The organism is Variovorax paradoxus, from assembly GCF_030815855.1.
GTDB lineage: Bacteria > Pseudomonadota > Gammaproteobacteria > Burkholderiales > Burkholderiaceae_C > Variovorax > Variovorax paradoxus_M.
The window spans coordinates 4,937,053-4,956,045 of the sequence record NZ_JAUSXG010000001.1 but is presented as its reverse complement, the minus strand read 5'-3'; the positions used below and the strand labels follow the sequence as shown (position 1 = coordinate 4,956,045).

The 18,993-nt window shown below is 66.7% G+C and carries 15 protein-coding genes; 6 read left to right on the top strand and 9 right to left on the bottom strand.

Annotated elements, in window-relative coordinates; genetic code table 11:
* Positions 1-34: 34 nt before the first annotated feature.
* The 4 genes from QFZ42_RS23590 to QFZ42_RS23575 are packed head-to-tail and all read right to left on the bottom strand — an operon-like array spanning position 35 to position 4,603.
* Entirely contained in the window at positions 35-1,021 is a 987-nt protein-coding gene (locus tag QFZ42_RS23590) for an aldo/keto reductase (RefSeq protein ID WP_307703293.1), read from the bottom strand.
* Complete coding sequence (locus QFZ42_RS23585; protein WP_307703292.1) at positions 1,018-2,043, bottom strand: ABC transporter permease; 1,026 nt, start codon at positions 2,041-2,043, stop codon at positions 1,018-1,020. The genes QFZ42_RS23590 and QFZ42_RS23585 overlap by 4 nt, the downstream gene beginning before the upstream one ends.
* On the bottom strand, positions 2,040-3,551 hold the full coding sequence (locus tag QFZ42_RS23580; RefSeq protein WP_307703291.1) for a sugar ABC transporter ATP-binding protein: 1,512 nt from the start codon (positions 3,549-3,551) through the stop codon (positions 2,040-2,042). Before QFZ42_RS23580 ends, QFZ42_RS23585 begins: the two co-directional genes overlap by 4 nt.
* Positions 3,548-4,603 carry a substrate-binding domain-containing protein gene (locus QFZ42_RS23575; protein WP_307703290.1) on the bottom strand — a complete coding sequence of 352 codons (1,056 nt, stop codon included), beginning with the start codon at positions 4,601-4,603 and terminating at the stop codon, positions 3,548-3,550. Before QFZ42_RS23575 ends, QFZ42_RS23580 begins: the two co-directional genes overlap by 4 nt.
* 179 nt (positions 4,604-4,782) lie before the next feature.
* Between QFZ42_RS23575 and QFZ42_RS23570 the strand changes: the two genes are divergently transcribed.
* From QFZ42_RS23570 to QFZ42_RS23560, 3 genes are read left to right on the top strand one after another with little or no spacing between them, the layout of a single operon-like run.
* Entirely contained in the window at positions 4,783-6,270 is a 1,488-nt protein-coding gene (locus tag QFZ42_RS23570; protein ID WP_307703289.1) for an FGGY family carbohydrate kinase, read from the top strand.
* Complete coding sequence (locus QFZ42_RS23565) at positions 6,267-8,030, top strand: glycerol-3-phosphate dehydrogenase/oxidase (protein ID WP_307703288.1); 1,764 nt, start codon at positions 6,267-6,269, stop codon at positions 8,028-8,030. Before QFZ42_RS23570 ends, QFZ42_RS23565 begins: the two co-directional genes overlap by 4 nt.
* Before the next feature lie 24 nt (positions 8,031-8,054).
* A complete protein-coding gene (locus QFZ42_RS23560) occupies positions 8,055-8,792 on the top strand; it encodes a GntR family transcriptional regulator (protein ID WP_373423408.1) in 738 nt (245 codons plus the stop codon).
* Positions 8,793-8,802: 10 nt separating this feature from the next.
* Here QFZ42_RS23560 and QFZ42_RS23555 read toward each other — a convergent pair whose 3' ends face one another.
* Complete coding sequence (locus tag QFZ42_RS23555) at positions 8,803-9,693, bottom strand: DMT family transporter (RefSeq protein WP_307703286.1); 891 nt, start codon at positions 9,691-9,693, stop codon at positions 8,803-8,805.
* 102 nt (positions 9,694-9,795) lie between these two features.
* Between QFZ42_RS23555 and QFZ42_RS23550 the strand changes: the two genes are divergently transcribed.
* Both QFZ42_RS23550 and QFZ42_RS23545 read left to right on the top strand, forming a co-directional pair.
* Complete coding sequence (locus QFZ42_RS23550) at positions 9,796-10,566, top strand: hypothetical protein (protein WP_307703285.1); 771 nt, start codon at positions 9,796-9,798, stop codon at positions 10,564-10,566.
* Positions 10,563-11,051 carry a type II toxin-antitoxin system VapC family toxin gene (locus QFZ42_RS23545; protein ID WP_307703284.1) on the top strand — a complete coding sequence of 163 codons (489 nt, stop codon included), beginning with the start codon at positions 10,563-10,565 and terminating at the stop codon, positions 11,049-11,051. Before QFZ42_RS23550 ends, QFZ42_RS23545 begins: the two co-directional genes overlap by 4 nt.
* Before the next feature lie 3 nt (positions 11,052-11,054).
* Here the strand turns inward: QFZ42_RS23545 and uvrA are convergent, their stop codons facing one another.
* Entirely contained in the window at positions 11,055-14,171 is a 3,117-nt protein-coding gene (gene uvrA, locus QFZ42_RS23540; RefSeq protein WP_307703283.1) for an excinuclease ABC subunit UvrA, read from the bottom strand.
* Positions 14,172-14,339: 168 nt separating this feature from the next.
* Between uvrA and ssb the strand changes: the two genes are divergently transcribed.
* On the top strand, positions 14,340-14,909 hold the full coding sequence (gene ssb / locus QFZ42_RS23535; protein ID WP_307703282.1) for a single-stranded DNA-binding protein: 570 nt from the start codon (positions 14,340-14,342) through the stop codon (positions 14,907-14,909).
* Between the two features lie 76 nt (positions 14,910-14,985).
* Here the strand turns inward: ssb and QFZ42_RS23530 are convergent, their stop codons facing one another.
* The 3 genes from QFZ42_RS23530 to QFZ42_RS23520 form a co-directional block, all read right to left on the bottom strand.
* On the bottom strand, positions 14,986-15,456 hold the full coding sequence (locus QFZ42_RS23530) for a hypothetical protein (protein ID WP_307703281.1): 471 nt from the start codon (positions 15,454-15,456) through the stop codon (positions 14,986-14,988).
* A 165-nt stretch (positions 15,457-15,621) separates the two neighbouring features.
* Entirely contained in the window at positions 15,622-16,650 is a 1,029-nt protein-coding gene (locus QFZ42_RS23525; protein ID WP_307703280.1) for a Csu type fimbrial protein, read from the bottom strand.
* Positions 16,647-18,971, bottom strand: coding sequence for a fimbria/pilus outer membrane usher protein (locus QFZ42_RS23520; protein WP_307703279.1), 2,325 nt, complete (start codon positions 18,969-18,971; stop codon positions 16,647-16,649). Before QFZ42_RS23520 ends, QFZ42_RS23525 begins: the two co-directional genes overlap by 4 nt.
* Between the last annotated feature and the right edge of the window lie 22 nt (positions 18,972-18,993).

Genomic DNA, 18,993 nt, shown 5'->3' with positions numbered 1-18,993 from the left:
ACTCCTTGTTGGGGTCGGAAATGAAGAGGGGGGGTCAGGCGAGCGCGGAGAGGTGGCGCTTCGCCGCGGCGTCGATCAGTCGTAGGGCTTCGTCGCCCAGTTCGACCGCACCGGCGCCGGCGTTCTCGATGGCCTGCTGGCGCACGCGCGCGCCGCACAGCGCCACCGAAACGGTGCCGCGCGCGACAGTCCACGCGATCATCATCTGTCCGAAGGAGCACTCCAGCCGCGTGCGCAGCGGGTCGAGTTCTTCGAAGAAGGCCTTGAGCGTGGCACGGTTGCCTGCGCTGAAGCGCGGATTGCTCGCACGCTGGTCGTCGCCCTTGAACTCGCGCCCGGGATCGATGGAGCCGGCGAGCAGGCCCAGCGCCAGGGATGAATAGCCGAGCACCGCCACCTGGTGCTCGCTGCACAGCGGCGCCAGCGTCTGCTCGATCTCGCGGTCGATCAGGCTGTAGCGCTCCTGCGCGGCATCGACCGGGCCATGGCGAAGATATTCGGAGAGCGTCTCGGGGCTCACGTTGCTCACGCCGATGGCGCGGATCTTTCCCTGCTTCTTGAGTTCGAGCAGCGCGTCCATGGTCTCGGCCACGGGCGTGGTGCTGTCCTGCCAATGCGTGATGTAGAGATCGATGTAGTCGGTCTGCAGGCGCTTCAGGCTCTCCTCGCATTCGTGCATGATCGATTCGCGGCCGAGATAGCGGTACACGGGATGCCCGTCTTCCTCGAAGAAGTGCGTGCCCTGTTGCGTGTGCCACACCAGGCCGCACTTGGTCGCGATCACCGCCTCGTGGCGGCGCCCCTTGAGCGCGGTGCCCACGATGCTTTCGGAGCGCCCGAGGCCGTAGGCCGGCGCGGTGTCGATCAGGTTCACGCCCGCGTCCAGCGAGGCCTGGATGGCGACCACGGCCGCCGCGTTGTCGCCGCCGCCCCACATCCATCCGCCCATGGCCCAGGTCCCCAGGCCGATGGCCGAGCATTCGATGCCCGAAGGGCCCAGCGTCGTCTTCTTCATCATCATCGCGTCGTCTTTCTCGTGTTCAGGAGGTGGTCGATGGTCACGGCCGCGAGCAGGATCAATCCCTTGATCACGTCCTGCCAGTAAGGCGACACGTCGAGCAGGATCAGCGAGCTGGTCACCACCGAGAGCAGCGCCAGGCCCAGCACCGCGCCCAGCACCGTGCCCGAGCCGCCCTTGAGGCTCGCGCCGCCGATCACCGCCGCGGCAATCACGTTGAGCTCCATGCCCATGCCGAAGGTGGGTGTGGCAGCGCCGAAGCGGGCCGTGTAGATCACGCCGGCCAGGCCCGCCGATGCCGAGCACAGCACCGTGACCCAGAACTTCACGCGCCCCACGCGAATGCCAGAGTAGAGCGCGGCCTTCTCGTTGCTGCCGGTGTAGAACACGCGCCGCAGCAAGGTCGAGCGGCGCAGCACGAAGTCGCTTACGACGACGATCGCTACGAAGATCAGGATGACGGCGGGAATGCCGAACAGCGTGCCCTGTCCGATGAACTTGAACTCGGCCGGCAGCGAGAACAGCGACTGCGGCGTGCCCTGCGTGAGCGCAAGGCACAGCCCGCGCACGATCACCATGAAGGCCAGCGAGGCGATGAAGTGATTGAGCCCGATGCGCGTGACGCAGCCGCCGATCATCGCGCCGACGAGCCCGCTCGCGCCGATGGCCACCAGGCTTGCAAGCCACGGGTCCACGCCCATGAGAAAGAGCTTGCCCGTGACCACCATCGCGAAGCAGACCACCGACCCCACCGAAAGATCGATGCCGCCGACGATCAGCAAGATGGTCATGCCGACCACCACGATGCCTTCGATGGAGAAGGACAACAGCATTGCGCGCACGTTGTCCCAGGTGAGGAAGTAGGGCGATGCGAAGCTCATCGCGATGCACAGCACCGCGATGATCAGCAGCAAGCCTGCTTCGCGCATGCTCGTGAGTTTGTTGGCGGGCTTCACGGGGCCGCCTCCTGACTGTCCAGAATGCCGTGGAGGAAGGCCCGCATCGAGTTGTGCCGGGTAGTTCATGCTGTTTCCTGTTCGCAGAGTCCGGAAGCCAGCCGCAGCAGGGCCTCTTCCGTCATTTCTTCGGATGTCAGTTCGCCCGCGAGCCGCCCATCGCGGATGACCAGTGCGCGGTCGCACAGGCCGATGATTTCGGGCAGCTCCGACGAGATCACGATCACGCCCACGCCCTGGGTCGCGAGCTCGCGCAGGATGTGGTGAATCTCCGATTTCGCGCCCACGTCGACGCCGCGCGTGGGCTCGTCCATCAGCAGTACCGACGGGTTGGTGGCGAGCAGCTTGGCGATCGCCACCTTCTGCTGGTTGCCGCCCGAGAGGCTGGCCACCTCGATGGCCACGCCGTCCGATTTCAGATTGAGCTTGGCGCCGAGTTCCTTCGCGAGCTTGTGCTCGGCCGAGCGCTTCAAGAGGCCCCAGGCGGAGCTCACGCGGCGCAGCGCCATCGACGACACGTTCTGTGCAATCGGCAGGTCGAGGAACACGCCGGCCGCCTTGCGGTCTTCGCTAAGGTAGGCGATGCCTGCGCGCAATGCGTCGCTGTACTTGCGGATCGAAAGCGTCTTGCCGTTCAGGCGCACCGTGCCGCGTTTCGCACTTCGCAGGCCGCACACGGTTTCGGCCAATTCGCTGCGGCCGGCGCCCATGAGTCCGGCAATGCCGAGGATCTCGCCGCGCTGGAGTGCGAAGGAAACGCCGTGCACGCGCTCGCCGTCGGCGATGTCCGCCACTTCGAGCACGGGTCCGGAGGACTGGGCGAGGGCTTGCTTCGGCGGATAGTAGTTGCCGAGATCGCGCCCCACCATGCGGCGGACCAGTTCGTCCGGCGTGAGGCCTGCGAGCGGCCCGCAATGCACGTTGCGCCCGTCGCGCAGCACGGTGACACGGTCGCCGTGCGTGAAGATCTCGGCCATGCGGTGGCTGATGTAGATGATGCCGATGCCCCGCGCCTTCAGGTCGTGCAGCACGCGGAACAGCGCCGCCGACTCGTTGTCGGTCAGCGCGGCCGTGGGCTCGTCGAGGATCAGCACCTTGCAGTCGAGCGTGAGCGCCTTGGCGATCTCCACCAGCTGCTGGCTCGAGATGCTCAGGTCACGCACGAGCATGCCGGGGTCGATGTCCTGCCCCAACCGGCGCAGCACCTTCGCGGCGCGGTCGTTGAAGCCGGCGTAGTTCATCCACGCCGCGTTGCCAGCATTGATCTCCGGCATGAAGATGTTCTCGGCCACGGTCGCGTCGGCGCACAGCGCAATCTCCTGGTGCACCAGGCCGATGCCCAGGCGCATGGCATGCGCGGGGCCGTCGATGATCACCTTCCGGCCGTTCAGCAGGATCTCGCCTTCGTCGGGGCGGTGGATGCCGTCGATGATGTTCATCAGCGTCGACTTCCCCGCGCCGTTCTCGCCGCACAGGGCGTGGATCTCGCCCGCGTGCAGCGAGAAGTCCACGCCCGAGAGCGCGCGCGAAGCGCCGAAGCGCTTGCTGATGCCGCGCAGTTCGAGCAACGTGGTCACTCGCCGATTCCCTTGGTGCCGCGGCGCGCGAGGTACTTGTCCCAGTAGAAGTCGTCGGCGTTGGCCTTGCTGACCACGGCCAGGCCGTTGTCCAGGAAGGGCACGGCCATCGGATTGGTGCCGTTGCGCTTGGCATCGTTCATCGGGTCGATGAGCGAGGGGTTCTTGGCCAGGAACAGCATCATCATGCCCATGTAGCCCTGCATGCCCTGGTTCGGGTTGATGGCGCCGAACACGTCGCCCGACTTGATCATGTCGAGGATCTTGGCGTTCACGTCGCAGCACATCACCTTGATGTTCTTCTTGGTCTCGACCTTGGCCTGCGCCGCGCCGAGCGCCGAGTTGGCTTCGGGCATGAACAGCGCGCCCAGGTTCGGGTTGGCCTGCGCGAGGCTCAGCACCGCCTGGTAGGCCTTGTTCGGGTCCTGGTTGCTGGCGGCGCGGCCGACCAGCTTCATGCCCGTGTGCTTGGTCTTCATGCGGTTCACGAAGGCGGCGATGCGGCGGTCGTGGTTGTCCTGGCCCGGGTTCTCGAGCACCGCGTATTCGCCCTTGCCGTTGAGCGATGCGGCAATCGCGTCGGCCGCCTGCGTGCCTTCGCGGTCGTTGTCCGAGGTGACGAAGGAGGTGCGCTTGGAGTTCGGCGAGTCCGCCGCGAAGGTGACGACCGGGATGCCCATCGCCGCCGCGCGGTTGATCGGCTCGATGAACGGATCGGGATTCATCGGGTGCAGCAGGATGCCGGCGGGCTTGCGCGCCAGTTCCTGCTCGAACGACGCGAGCTGCTTGTTCACGTCGTACTCGGGCGTGCCGGTGTAGCGGGTGCGAACGCCCAGCGTGCGGCCGAGCTGCTTCATCATTTCGTAGACCGGAAACCAGTACTCCACGCCGGAGACCATCACGTTCATCACGTAGACGTCGCTGGCATTGCCGCGCAGGCCCGCACCTGCTCCGGCTGCCGCAGGAGCTGCGGCTTGCTGTTGCGCGAACGCGCTCGCACCGGCCAGGCCGATACCGGCGGCGGCCGCGGACTTCAGGAAATTACGCCTCATTCTTTGTCTCCTCACGTTGACTGGCAGAGCTTGCGACCTGCTTTTCGAGCAGATCTTCGGGACCTCGGTGTCACATCAGCTGTTATGACAGGCTAGAATGTAATCCCGGCTCGATTGCACCGAGTACTAGGGGAAACGCTACTGGCGATGCGCTTTTATTCCGCCGAAGCTGTTATGACATGATGCCAAACATACTCATCGGCGTGGACATGGGCTCGAGCAGCCTGAAAGCACTGGCCCTCGAAGCCGGCAGCGGCCGTGCCGTCGCCTTGTCGCGCATGCCTTTGCCGCACGACCGGCTCGCCGGCGGCGGTTGCGAAGTGCGCGCCGCGGCGATTCGCGCCGCGCTCACCCATGTGCTGCGCGACGTGGCCCACCAGCTCGGACCGCGCGCGGCCGAGGTCCGCGCCCTGGCCTGCACCGGCCACGGCGCCGGCCTCTACGCGCTCGATGCGAACAACGAACTCGTCGGCGGCCGCGCCGTCGCCTCCACCGACCAGCGCGCCGATATCCGCGCCCGGACGCTCGCCAAAAGCCACGGCACGCGACTCTTCGACGAGGTCGGTTGCGGCCCCTGGCCCGGCCAGCCGACGGTGATCGCCGCCGAGCTGCTGGGCGCCGATGCCGTGCAGCGCGGCGAACTGCGCCGCCTGCTGTTTGCCAAGGACTACCTCGGCTTTCTGCTGACCGGCGAGATCGCCACCGACGCGAGCGATGCGAGCACCGCCGGGCTGGTGTCGCTCGCCACCGGCGGCTGGTCGCAGACTGCCTTCGAGGCGTCGGGCCTCAAGGACCTGGGCGCGCACAACTTCGGCCCGATCCTGCCGAGCGGCACGGTGATCGGGACATTGCGTGTCTCGGAGGCCGCGCTCTGCGGCCTGCCCGCTGGCATTCCAGTCGCCATGGGCGCTATCGACCTGCTTGCCTCGATGACCGCGATCTGCGCCGAAGGCCGCGGCCGCGCGGTGCAGGTGTTCGGCACCTGGTGCGTCAACGCGGTCATCGGGCCGGTGCTCGCACCCAAGCCCGCTGTCGCCTCCATCGTGAATTTCGGCCGCACGAACGAGCGGCTCTACATGGAGAACAGCCCCTCGTCGATGGCCAACATCGCATGGCTGGCCGGCGTGCTCGCGCTGCCCGACGCGCGCGCGGTGGTCGACCTTGCCATGACGGTGCCGCTGGGCGCCGGCGGCCTGCGCTTCTTGCCGTTCGTCAACGGCGGCGGGGGCGTGACGGCGGGCTTCGTGGGGCTCAAGAGCCACCACACCCGCGCCGACATGGCGCGCGCCGTGGTCGATGCCGTGGCGGCGCTGCATGCGCGGCAGACGGCGCGACTTGCGGCCGGCGGCCTGTCGGTCGCCGCTTCCACGGTGCTGGGCGGCGGTGCGAGCGATGCGCGCCTCGTTCGCCTGCTCGCTGCTTTTCTGGGCCGCCCGGTCGAACGCTGCGCCGACGACGAGACCGGCGCGCGGGGCGCCGCGCTCTACGCCGCCATGTCGCAAGGCCTGGACGACGTCGGCGAGGGCAGCGCGCTGCTCGCGCCGTGCGAGCTCATCGAACCCGATGCAAGGGACGCACGCGCCCATGCGGATTTCAACGCCGATTTCAACGAACTGATCGACAGCATGTCACCTGCGTTCACCCACATCTCGGGCGGTGCGAAATGAGCGCCTGGCAATTGCCTTTCGTGCGTCCGGCCTCGCTGGCGGGCCGCCATTTTTCGACCGTGATCGTGGGCGCCGGCATCAACGGCGTCGGCGTGTTCCGCGATCTTTCGCTGCAGCGTGTCGATTGCCTCATCGTCGACAAGGGCGACTTCGGCGCGGGCGCCAGCAGCGCGCCCTCGCGCATGATCCACGGCGGGCTGCGCTACCTGGAGAACGGCAGCTTCTCGCTGGTGGCCGAAGCCACGCGCGAGCGCAACCTGCTGCTGCGCAATGCACCGCACCTGGTGCGCCCGCTCAAGACGGTGGTGCCGCTCGCCAACGTGTTCGGCGGCCTGATGAGCAGCGCGCTCAAGTTCTTCGGCCGCACCCCGCCGCAGCGCACGCGCGGCCTGCTGGCCGTGGCACTGGGCCTGCGGCTCTATGACATCCTGGGGCGCCGCCAGCGCGTGATGCCGGGGCACCGCATCAGCCGGGTGCCGATGAACGACCGCGGCCTCTTCCGCGCGGCGATCCGCTGGACCGCCACGTTTTTCGATGCGTGGATCAGCCACCCCGAATGGCTCATCCTCGAACTGATCGGCGATGCCTGCCGCGACCAGCCGCGCTCGGCGGCCGCGAACTACTGCCGCGTGATGGGCTGCGCGGGCAACATCCTGACGCTGCGCGACGAGATCACCGGCGCGCTGGTGCGCGTCACGGCGGACACCGTGGTGAACGCCACCGGCGCATGGCTCGACCGCAGCGCGGCGGTGCTCGGCGGTGCCGGTCCGCGCGTGATGGGCACCAAGGGGTCGCACCTCGTGCTCGACCATCCCACCCTGCGCGACGCGCTCGACGGCCGCATGGCCTACTTCGAGGCGGTGGACGGGCGGGTGTGCATCGTCTACCCGTTTCTGGACCGCGTGCTCGTGGGCTCCACCGACATTCCGGTCGAGGACCCGGACCAGATCGTCACCGAGCCGGCGGAGGTCGACTACCTGATCGACGTGCTGCGGGAGGTCTTTCCGAACATGGAATTCGGGCGCAGCGACGTGGTCTACACCTATGTCGGCGTGCGTCCGCTCGCACGCTCCGATGCCGACAAGCCGGGCCAGATCTCGCGTGACCATTCGGTGGTGGTCGACCCGCCGAACGCGACGCGGGACATTCCCATCGTCGGCCTGGTCGGCGGCAAGTGGACGACATTCCGTTCGCTCGCGGAGGAAGCCACCGCCGAAGTGCTGCAGCTGCTGGGCCGCTCGCGCACCGCCTCGACCGAGCTGCTGCCCATCGGCGGCGGCGCCGATTTGCCCGCCGATGCGGCCGCCACGGAGCGCTTCATCGAGAAGATGATGGCCCCCTCGGGCATGGCCCGCGCGCGCGCGCTGAACCTGCTCGCGCGCTACGGCTCGAAGGCGCTGCCGCTCGCGCAGCGCCTTGCGGCCTCGGGCGACGTGCCGCTGCAGCATGCGCCCGACTATTCGGCCGCCGAGCTCTCCTACCTGTGCCTGGAAACCGGCGTGGTGCATCTCGACGACCTGGTCATCCGCCGCACGCTGCTGGCGATTCGCGGCCTCGTCACCGATGCGGCGCTCGCGGAGATCGCAAGCGTCGCGGCCGAGGCGCTGGGCTGGGACGCCACCCAGGCCCACAACGAACTGTGTGCCTGCGCCACCGCGCTGCGCGAGCGGCACAACGTGCGCCTCCATCCGGTGGCTCTCGGCGAAAAACCCTCTTTCGATGCATCATTGATGGCCGGCTCCGTGCTCGGCCAGGCTTGAAAAAAAGTGAACAGCTCCAACGACATGTCGACCATGCTCGACCGCAATTCCGAATCGCCGCTGTGGGCGCAGTTCCGCGATGCCATCCGCTTGCAGATACTGCAGGGCGAGCTGCCCATCGGCGCCAAGCTGCCTTCCGAGGCGGAGCTCGGCGACCAGTTCGGCATTTCGCGCATCGTGGTGCGGGAAGCCCTGGCGGACCTGGTGCGCAACAACCTCATCTACAAGATCAAGGGGCGCGGCGCCTTCGTCTCGGCGCGCGAACGCGACGAGGATTTCGTTTCCACCGTGCTGGGTTTCTCCGACGAGATGGAACGCAAGGGCCGTTCGGTGCGCACGCAGATCCTCGCGCAGGAATTGCGCGCACCCACCGAACAGGAAGCCGCCTCATTGGGCCTGGGCGAGGACGCGCAGGTGGTGGCTTTGAAGCGGCTGCGCAGCGTGGACGGCGAGCTGCGACTGCTGGTCGAGACGGTGGTGCCGGCCGACCTGGCACCGGGCCTGCACCGTGCGCGGCTGGAAGACCGGTCGCTCTACGACGTGCTGCGCCGGCAATACGGCCTGCGCCTGGTGCGCGCCGAGCGCTGGATCGACGCCGTGCTGCCCGATGCCGAAACCTGCAAGCTGCTCGACCTGCCGCAACCCGAGCCGCTGCTGCGCATTGAGTCGATCGCCTACGGCGCCAACGGCCGGCCGCTCGAGCACTACCGCGCGCTGCACCGCTGCAAGACGAGCCGGCTGCACGTGCAGACGACGACCTGATTCTTCTTCGTCAGGCCTTGAGATGGTTGCGGGAGGGCCAGAGCACCGAAGCGATGGCCACCATCATCAGCGCGACCGCGACCCAATCCTGCCAGTGCACGACTTCGCCGAGCCACACCGCGCCGCTGAACACGCCGAGTACCGGAATGAACATCACGCTCAAGGTCGACGCTACCGGCGGCAGGCCGCGCGCCAGGTAGAACCATGCGGCGTGCGCGAAGCCGAAGATCAGCACCGCGTTGTAGAGGATCGAGGCCCAGGTCACAGGGCCCGGCCAGTGCCACTGACTGCGTTCGAACAGCAGCGTGAGCACCGTCATCACGACGGCTGTCATGGCGGTCATCCAGAATGACAGCGTGAGCGTCGGCAGCCCGATGCGCGTGTGGCGCAGCAGCTGGGTGCCCAACGCCCAGGTGGCCGCGGCCACCAGCGCCAGCGCCACATAGCCGGGCCGGCCCGCGAGGTCGGTGAGTTCGTGCCACAGCAGCAGCCCCACGCCGACCGCGCAAGCACCCACTCCGATCCATGAGCGCCGCGTGAGCACGGCCGAGAACAGCACAGCCCCGATGACCGCGGAGAACACCGGCATCGTGTAGCCGAGGATCGCTGCGCGACCGCCCGACAGCGCCTTCACCGCGAGGATGATGCAGGCATGCCAGACGAACATGTTGGTGGCGCCCAGCCACACCAGCTCGGGCCAGGCGCTTCGCGGCACGCGAAACGGCACCTTCATGATCACCAGCGCGAGGCCCAGCACCGGCAAGCCGAGCCAGATCGAGATCGCGCGGAAGGCCAATGGCGGATAGTCCGCCACGCCGAGTTTCATGACGGGCCAGTTGAGACCCCACGCGAGGGTCAGGAGAACGAGCAGGACGAACTGGCGCGGCGTGAAGGAAGGCATGGGCCGCGATTGTGGCGCGGCTCGTGCATTCGTGCCCCCAATCAGCCAGATGAGCCTGCGCGGCCTCTACAAAGAAATCGCCTCGACGCCTAGAATGACCTGATGGAAGCGCAACAGTTGCTGATTGCTTTGCACGACGAGTCGGCGGGGTACGAAATCTCGCCCGACCGCGTGCCGCTGTCCGTGCTGCGCAGCTTTGCCAGGGATGTAGATGAGTTCCTGCGTGGCGACAGCAACGACATCGACACCAATGCGCTCGATGTCTCTGTCGAACAGGGATCGCTCGCTATCCGGACGGCCCCTACGGCCAATCCGGTTTTGATGAACGACTTGCGAAAGCTTGCCAGCAGTCAAGAAATGGATGGTGTCGGTCTGAAGCGTCGAGCAGTGATCGAGCGTTGGCAGAAGAGTGCACGCGGCGGCCGCCGTTGGCGAGTGAGCATTGCGGCGGATTTTCTACCTGCTGCCATCGTGATCAGTGCCGACTCGGATTTCAGGGCCGACGATGCGGACCAGTGGGTGCGCGTCGAACGCTACGTGCGCGGTGAGATCGAAGACATGGGCGGCCACGCAAAGCCAAACGCTCACATTCGCCTGCCGGACGGCAAGACACTGTTGGTCGATGCGGCCCGTGAAATGCTCCGAGACGAAAAGGTCAATCGCCTTTACAAGCCAGCGATGATCCGCATCGTTGCGGAATACAACGTGATGACGCGCGAGTATCGAGGCGCCAGGCTATTGGAGTTTGTCGAGCACGAAAGCCACTTCAATGAGAAAGACCTTGATCGGTTGACCCAACGGGGGGCCAAGGCGTGGCGCGATGTGCCTGATGCGGGTGCGTGGGTTGACGAAATTCGGGGAAGCAAGGAGTGAGCGCAATCCTGCTCGACACGAGCTATCTCATCTCGCTGGCTGATCCGGCGCGCGCACATCACCAAACGGCAGTCAATTACCTGCGAGAAGCGTTGAGGCGCGGTGTACCGCTGTATCTCTCGGCAGTTGCGGCTTCGGAGTTTCAGGTCAAACAGGCCGTGACCGATCTGCCCTTGCGCAATTTCGAGGTGCTTCCTTTCAACATCGACCACGCCATGACAGCGGGTTTGTTGATGCGAGACCTCAAGCGGGACGCCGACGACAACCGAAGTGCCGTTAAAGACGACATCAAGCTGATCGCCCAGGCCATCTGTGAATCGTTGACGCACGTCCTCACAGAGGACGCTCAAACCCTCGTGAAGTATCTGCGCCGGTTGAACAAAACAGGTACCAGCACCGTGCAGCCAATCTTGTTGGCCGATGGATTCGATTCGGCCTGGTTTGACAACGGACAGCGAGGCCTGCTGAGCGATCTGAAGGATTAAGCGTCAGAGCAACCGCTTCAGGTAGCGCCCCGTGTGGCTCGCTTCATTTGCAGCGATGTCCTCCGGCGTGCCTTCCCCCACCACCGTGCCGCCGCCCGCACCGCCCTCGGGACCCATGTCGATCAGCCAGTCGGCGGTCTTGATGACGTCGAGGTTGTGCTCGATCACGACGATGGTGTTGCCCGCATCGCGCAGCTGGTGCAGCACCTTCAGCAGCAGCTCGATGTCGGCAAAGTGCAGGCCGGTGGTCGGTTCGTCGAGGATGTAGAGCGTGCGGCCGGTGTCGCGCTTGCTGAGCTCCAGCGCGAGCTTCACGCGCTGCGCCTCGCCGCCCGAGAGCGTGGTGGCCGACTGGCCGAGCTTGATGTAGGAAAGGCCCACGTCGAGCAGCGTGCGCAGCTTGCGCTCGATGGTCGGCACGGCCTTGAGGAACTCGTGCGCCACCTCGACCGTCATCTCGAGGATCTGGGCGATGTTCCTGCCCTTGTAGAGCACCTCGAGCGTCTCGCGGTTGTAGCGCTGGCCGTGGCACACCTCGCAGGGCACGTACACGTCGGGCAGGAAGTGCATCTCGACCTTCACCACGCCGTCGCCCTGGCAGGCCTCGCAGCGGCCGCCCGCCACGTTGAAGCTGAAGCGGCCCGGGCCGTAGCCGCGCTCGCGCGCGGTGTTGGTCTCGGCCATAAGCTCGCGGATGGGCGTGAACAGGCCCGTGTAGGTGGCCGGATTGCTGCGCGGCGTGCGGCCGATGGGCGATTGGTCGACGTTGATGACCTTGTCGAAATACTCGATGCCCTCGACCGATTCGTGCGCGGCCGGTTCTTCGTGCGCACGATAGAGCGTGCGCGCCACGGCGGTGTAGAGCGTGTCGTTCACCAGCGTCGATTTGCCCGAGCCCGAGACGCCCGTCACGCAGGTCAGAAGGCCCACCGGGAAGGCCACGCTCACGTTCTTCAGGTTGTTGCCGGTGGCGCCGACCACGCGGATTTCCTGCAGGTCGGTCTGCGATGCGAGATGCGCCGCTTCGCGCGCGGCGCGCCGCTCGGCCGCGGGGCTCGGCGGAAAGCGCGAGGCTTTCTTGCCTTCGTTGAAGGCGGGTTTCTTCACGACCGGCAGCCACGCGGTGCGGTGCTTGGGCACTTCGATCTTCTTCGTGCCCGAAAGGTACTGGCCGGTGAGCGAATCGGGATTGGCCGACACCTCGGCGTAGGTGCCCTGGGCCATCACGCGGCCGCCGTGCACGCCCGCGCCGGGGCCCATGTCGATCACGTGGTCGGCGGCGTGGATCATGTCCTCGTCGTGCTCGACCACGATCACGCTGTTGCCGATGTCGCGCAGGTGCTTCAGCGTGCCGATGAGCCGGTCGTTGTCGCGCTGGTGCAGGCCGATGCTGGGTTCGTCGAGCACGTACATCACGCCGGTGAGGCCGGAGCCGATCTGCGAGGCCAGGCGAATGCGCTGCGCCTCGCCGCCCGAGAGCGTCTCGGCGCTGCGGTCCAGGCTCAGGTAGTTCAGGCCCACGTCGTTCAGGAACTTGAGCCGCAGGCCGATCTCGCGCACCACCTTGTCGGCGATGTCGGCCTTGGCGCCGCGCAGCTTCAGGTTCTGGAACCAGGCGAGGGAATCGCGCAGCGTGAGGTGGCTCAGTTCGAAGATGGCCATGCGGGGCGGCTCGCCACCGCCGGCCGGGCGATTGGCCTCGTCCACGAGGAACACGTTGCGCGCTTCGGGCCTGAGGCGCGAGCCGCCGCAGTCGGGGCAGGGCTGCAGGTTGCGAAAACGCGCGAGGTCTTCGCGCACCATCACCGAATCGGTCTCGCGGTAGCGCCGCGTCATGTTCGGGATGATGCCCTCGAAGGGATGCTTCTTCGTGAGCTTCTTGCCCGCGAAGTTGCCCGACTCCATGGTGTAGTTGAACTTGATTTCTTCGGCCGCCGAGCCGTGCAGCAGCACCTGCTGCACCGAGGCGGGCAAAGATTCGAAGGGCGCGTCGACGTCAAACTTGTAGTGCTTCGCCACGCTCTCGATCATGCTGAAGTAGTAGCTGTTGCGGCGGTCCCAGCCCTTGATGGCGCCGCTCGCGAGCGAGAGTGTGGGGAAGGCCACCACGCGTGCCGGGTCGAACACCTCACGGTGGCCGAGGCCGTCGCAGCTCGGGCAGGCGCCCACGGGCGAGTTGAACGAGAACAGGCGCGGCTCGAGCTCCGACAGCGAGTAGTGGCAGATCGGGCAGGCGAACTTGGCGTTGAACAGGTGTTCCTTGTCGGCAGCTCCCTCGGCGCCCAGTTCCAGCGCAATGGCCCGGCCTTCGGCGAGGCGAAGCGCGGCCTCGAAGCTCTCGGCCAGGCGCTGCTGCATGTCGGCGCGCGCGCGCAGCCGGTCGATCACCACGTCGATGTCGTGCTTTTCGGTCTTCTTGAGCTTGGGCAGGTCGTTGTATTCGTAGGTTTGCCCATCGACGCGGAAGCGCACGTAGCCAGCGGCCTGCATCTCCGCGAACAGTTCGAGGAACTCGCCTTTTTTCTCGCGCGCCACGGGCGCGAGGATCATCAGGCGCGGCTCATTGGGGATGGCGAGGGTGGCGTCGACCATCTGCGACACCGTCTGCGCCTGCAGCGGCAGGTGGTGATCGGGGCAGTAGGGCGTGCCAGCGCGTGCATAGAGCAGGCGCAGGTAATCGTGGATCTCGGTCACGGTGCCCACAGTGGAGCGCGGGTTGTGGCTGGTGGCCTTCTGCTCGATGCTGATCGCAGGCGACAGGCCCTCGATCACGTCCACGTCGGGCTTGTCCATGAGCTGCAGGAACTGCCGCGCATAGGCCGACAGGCTCTCGACGTAGCGCCGCTGCCCTTCGGCATACAGCGTGTCGAAGGCCAGGCTCGACTTGCCCGAGCCCGACAGGCCGGTGATCACCACCAGCTTGTTGCGCGGAATGTCGAGGTCGACGTTCTTCAGGTTGTGCGTGCGCGCACCGCGGATGCTGATGCGCTGCTGCGCCAGCACGGCGCCGAGGTAGGTGTCGCGTTCGCGTTTCGCGTCGCGTGCGCTTTCCTCGTCGGCGGCGAAGTCTTCAGTGGCTTTGGAATTCAAGGGGGCGATCGTCCGAGGGCAACCGGACATGATAGTCCGAGCGGCATTTCATGGCGAGGGGGCGGGTTGAGGCGGTTTCGTGAAGCCCTCCCTGCCCATGCGTTCGGGCCCCCGGGGCGGCGGCACCTGGGCGGCCGCATCGGGCACAATCGAGGGTTCTTTTCCTCCTCCTTCATCTACTTATCAGGGGCAGTGCATATGGCATCGGTCAACAAAGTCATCGTCGTCGGCAACCTGGGTCGCGATCCCGAAATGCGTACCTTCCCGAGCGGCGACCAGGTCGCGAACGTCACCGTGGCCACCACCGATCGCTGGAAAGACAAGCAAAGCGGCGAAATGCGTGAAGCCACCGAGTGGCACCGCATCGTTTTCAACGGCCGCCTGGCCGAAATTGCCGGCCAGTACCTGCGCAAGGGTTCGCAGGTGTATGTCGAAGGCAGCCTGCGCACGCGCAAGTGGACCGACAAGGACGGCATCGAAAAGTACACCACCGAAATCCGCGCCGACCAGATGCAGATGCTGGGCAGCCGCCAAGGCCAGGGCGGCCCGTCGGGCGGTCCCGAGGACGATGGCGGTTATTCGCAAGGTGGCGGTGGTGGCGGTTACTCGCAAGGCGGTAATGCTGGTGGTGGCGGCGGCGGTGGTGGTGGCGGCTACGCCCCCCGTGCACCCGCAGCGGCACCGCGCGCTCCGGCGGCCGCACCGCGCCAGGCGCCGGCCAAGTCGTCGTCGGGCTTCGACGACATGGACGACGATATTCCGTTCTGAAAATCGATCCCTTGGAATTTGCCGGCAGAAGGCCTGCAGCTCATTGGCTGCGGGCCTTTTTGTTTTGCTGTTCCTGTCAGTAGACCACCGTCACCCGCATCGCGTTGCTGCCGTCGCCGGCCGGGGCGGCAGCTTGCGATGGAGCGGAGCCCGAGGTTGCCGCCATCGCACCGACGACGCCTTGCCAGGCGGAAGCGAGGCTGTCGCGGCCGTCGGCATCGGTTCCGGCCACCATGAGCGTCGTTTCGCCGATCTTGTCGAACCGGTACTCGCGGCCCTTGATGAGCACCGACTTCAGGTTGGTCCAGACGCGGTATTCGTGTCCGCCCTTGACTGGCGTGACCTCGAGCACCTTGAACGTCGGGAGAACGACCATCGAGACGTTGAACCGGGCATTGGCGCTGTTCATGCCGTGCGTCGGCTCCGCGGAACTGAGCCGCAGCGGCAGCGGCAGCAAGAGCAGCAGCATGCCGGCGGCAGCCAGCGATGGCGCTATACGCGTCGGGCGCAGGGCGGTTGCACCTGCAGCGGACATGTTTCCGGACATTGGAACTCCTCCTCTCGTCGCACCGGGTGGAGGGCATCGCATTGATGCCCTGTCCTGGTTTATCGGCAGAGTCGCAGGAAAATGAAGGCCGTCCGTGCCATTCTTTACCTATAACCTGCCAATGGCTAGCAGGTTTCTCCGCACCGGCTTGCTTGCCGGCGCAGCTCAGTAGGTCACGCTGACCGTCACGACGTCGCGGTAGCTGTCCGGCCGCACGTTGGCGCTGGTGCCCAGAACGCGGCCATACAAGGTCAGCGCCTGGGCGGCGCCGTTGCCGGTTCCCGCGGCGGTATTGGTGCCCGTGACGCTGCCCCAGACGGTGGTGCGCGCGGCATTGCGGTAGAGCCGGTAGGGCACCGTGTCGGCGTTGCCGGGCACGCCGCCTGTCGGCGTCATCGTTCCTGCGCCCGTGGTCGAGCCGTTCGAAGGAGTCAGCGCGACCGTGTACGGGGTGGGCGTGGTGCAGGTGACGTTGATCGTGCTGGTCTGGTCCCTGTCGGCCTGGCCCGGCAGGCCGTTGATGGTGCCGAAGTTCAGCGGATCGGCTGTGACCAGGCAGCTCTTGGCGACCGTTGCGCTGACCACGAACGCGAACTTGTCCGGCAGGATGGTGTTGCAGGTCGTCGGCATGGCGCTCGTGCTCGACGAGAGCGTGATCGAGGTGTGATCTCCGGCGAAGTCGTCCTGGTACGTGCCTGGAGGCACCGTGCTCTGGAGAGCCAATAGTTGCCCGCGCATGGTGGTGCTTCCCGACACGCTTGTCACGCCGCCCAGGAAGGGCCGGGCAGCAATGCTCATCGTGGCAATGAACGGGTTCGGCACCGCCCCGTTGCCGTTCGAGCCCCAGACCGTGCCGCTCGTCGACTGGTAGAGCTGGAAATTCAAGATGTTTCCGGCGCTGTCCTTCATCGTGCGGGGATTGAAGTTCCCGAGGCTTTGGTTGCCGTCGCCGATGTTGAAGCAGACCCTGGCTTGCACGGCGGCGGTGCCGTCGTTGGTGCACGTGTAGTTCAGCGTGGCGTTGACGGACGACGAAGCGGCTCCGTCGACCAGTTCGACGGTGCCGAAAGCCAGGTTCGTCATCGTAGCGGTGCAGCTGACCGCCGCTTGCGCGCTCCCCGCCGGCAGCCACCACAGCAGCGCGCAGAGCATGGGCAGGCGCAGCGCCTGCAGAGTCCGGGTCAGAAAGCTCATGGCGTCTTGGCCTCCCTGGTGCAGCGCACGGGGCCGATCTGGGGAATGCCGGCACCCTCCTTGCGATAGTCGAAGCTGGCCCGGCAACGGCCGCCGGGTGTTTGCACGTCGAGCGTGTTCCGGGGCTCGAGCGATTCGAGGTACACCGCGCCGTCGAAGCCGACCAGGGCGGGCTCGCCACCCGTCCCGTTGGCGCGCACGCGGCTGCCCAGCGGCAGGGGCTTGCCCGCCTCGTCCACCAGGAGCAGCGCGGCTGCGCTGATCGGCGTGATGCCGAAGCGCACCAGCGTGCCGGCGCGGTCGCTCGGGGTGGCGACGGTCTTCACGCGCTGGATTCTCACGTCGGCGGGCAATTGCATGGGGTCGATCGAAAGCTGGTTGTTCTGGTAGGCGCTGAGCGGCGCCACGAGCAGCATGCCGTTGCCGTCGGTGGTGCCGATGTCCCGGTTCTCCAGCCTCACCGGCACGCCGGCAATGCCGTCGGTGGAGACCACGGCGAACGCATCGTCGATGCGCCGCGCCGCAAACGGCTGGCCGCCCATGAACACGATCGAACCGGTGGCACCCGCGTAGGCGTAGCGGCTGTCACCGAGCACGCTGATGCCGGCCATCGCGCGGCCGTAGCGGCCCAGGTAGTCGATTTCGGCCTGCCCGCCATTCTGGCCTCCGCCCTGGCGCAGGCCGGCGCGCCAGCCGATGCCGCCTTCGCCCGGCGTCGAGCTCTGCGCGTCGGCCGTGTAGACGGTGCGGTCGCCCTCGCGCTGGAGCCCGGCGCTGGCCGTGACGTTGCCGTCCAGCGCCCAGGTGAAGCCGACGAAGAGGCTGCGCTCCCGTCGGTTGTCGAGATTCTGGTTGAGGCTCACATTCACCGAGGCATTGCGGCCTACCGCCCTGAACCAGTAGACGCTCGCCAGGCGCGTCGCCTCCTGCGCGGGATAGCGCAGGTAAAGGTAGCTGAGGCCGAAACTGCCGAAGCCGTCCGTGGTGTAGCCGACCGACGCCCGGCCCGAGCCGCGCGGCGGCGGGCTGCCGTAGAGCGATGCGATGTCGCGGTACTCGCCGCGTGTGCGGGTGCCTTCGACCAGGAAGTTGAAGCGGTTGTCGCGCCAGCTGTAGCCCAGGTTGAGCAGCGAGCCTTGTTTGCCGCCGTAGCTGCTGTGCGCCACGGCGCCCGCCAGCACGCCGTTTTGTCCGAGCAGCCATGCACCGCCGATGCCGCCTTTGACCAGCCCCTTGGTCGCCTCGCCGTGCGTTTCCAGCGTGAAGCTGTTGCTCACGCCGTAGCGCCAGGTGCCGGTGGCAGCCGCGTCGCTGCCGTAGTCGAAGGAGCGCAGGCCGTAGCTCTTGCGCACCATGCCGAGATCGACGGACCAGTCGGACAGGCCATCCTGCAGCAGCCGCTGCGAGTCGTAGAGCGAAAAATCGAGCGTCGTGGCGCGGCCGAAGGCGTCGGTAAGAACCACCTGGGCATTGCCGGCGCCATTGATGCTTGGAACCGTCTTGAGCTGGAACGGCCCCGCCGGCACCTGGCCCGTGTACTGGCGCATGCCGTTGATATAGAGCTCCACCTGCGAGGGCAGCGTGGCCGACCCCAGGAACGCCGGCAGCGGCGTGGTGGTGCGATAGGGTTGCAGCGCGAAATTGCGCGACAGCTGGATGCCGCCGATCCGGGTGGAGCGCGACCATGGCAGCGAGGCCGTGGTGGTGTCGCCCACCCGAAGGGTCAGCATTTCATCGGGGAACGACTTGCTCCAGGTGGTGTCGAGCCGGACCGAGTCGTGGCTCCAGCCTTCGCCGTCGATGCGGGTTGCGCGCGACATCAGCGTGTTGCTGAACACCGCGCTTCCGCTGAACGCACGCAGTTCGGTCAGCGCGTTGAGGCTCGACGTGTTGTTCCGGCCCTGCGTGCCATAGAGGTCGTAATTGAGCAGCAAGCCGGGCGAAGCGGTGGCCTTCGACGCGACGAGGGTCGATGTATCGACCACGGTCGTGGGCAGGCGCAGCACATCGGCGGCGGCATGGATCGCAACGCTTTGGCTCGCGGCGTCGTACTTGATTTGCACGCCGGGAAGGCTCTTGAGCGGCACGGGATCGGCCACGCCAGCCGGCAGCACGAAGCCCAACTGCCGCAGCGTGGCGGCACTGGCCCACAGCTCCTGGCCGCGCAGGCCGAAGTGAACCAGCCCCTGCGGATTTCCGTTGAGGCTCAGTTCCAGATAGAGGTCGCTGCCGCCGGGGCCGGCGATGTTGCCTTCCGCGGATGCGACGGCCGGAGCGCTCGAGACGGCTGCAGCGTTCTCAGCCTGAGCGGCGAAAGACATCAGACCGGAAAGAAGCAGCAGT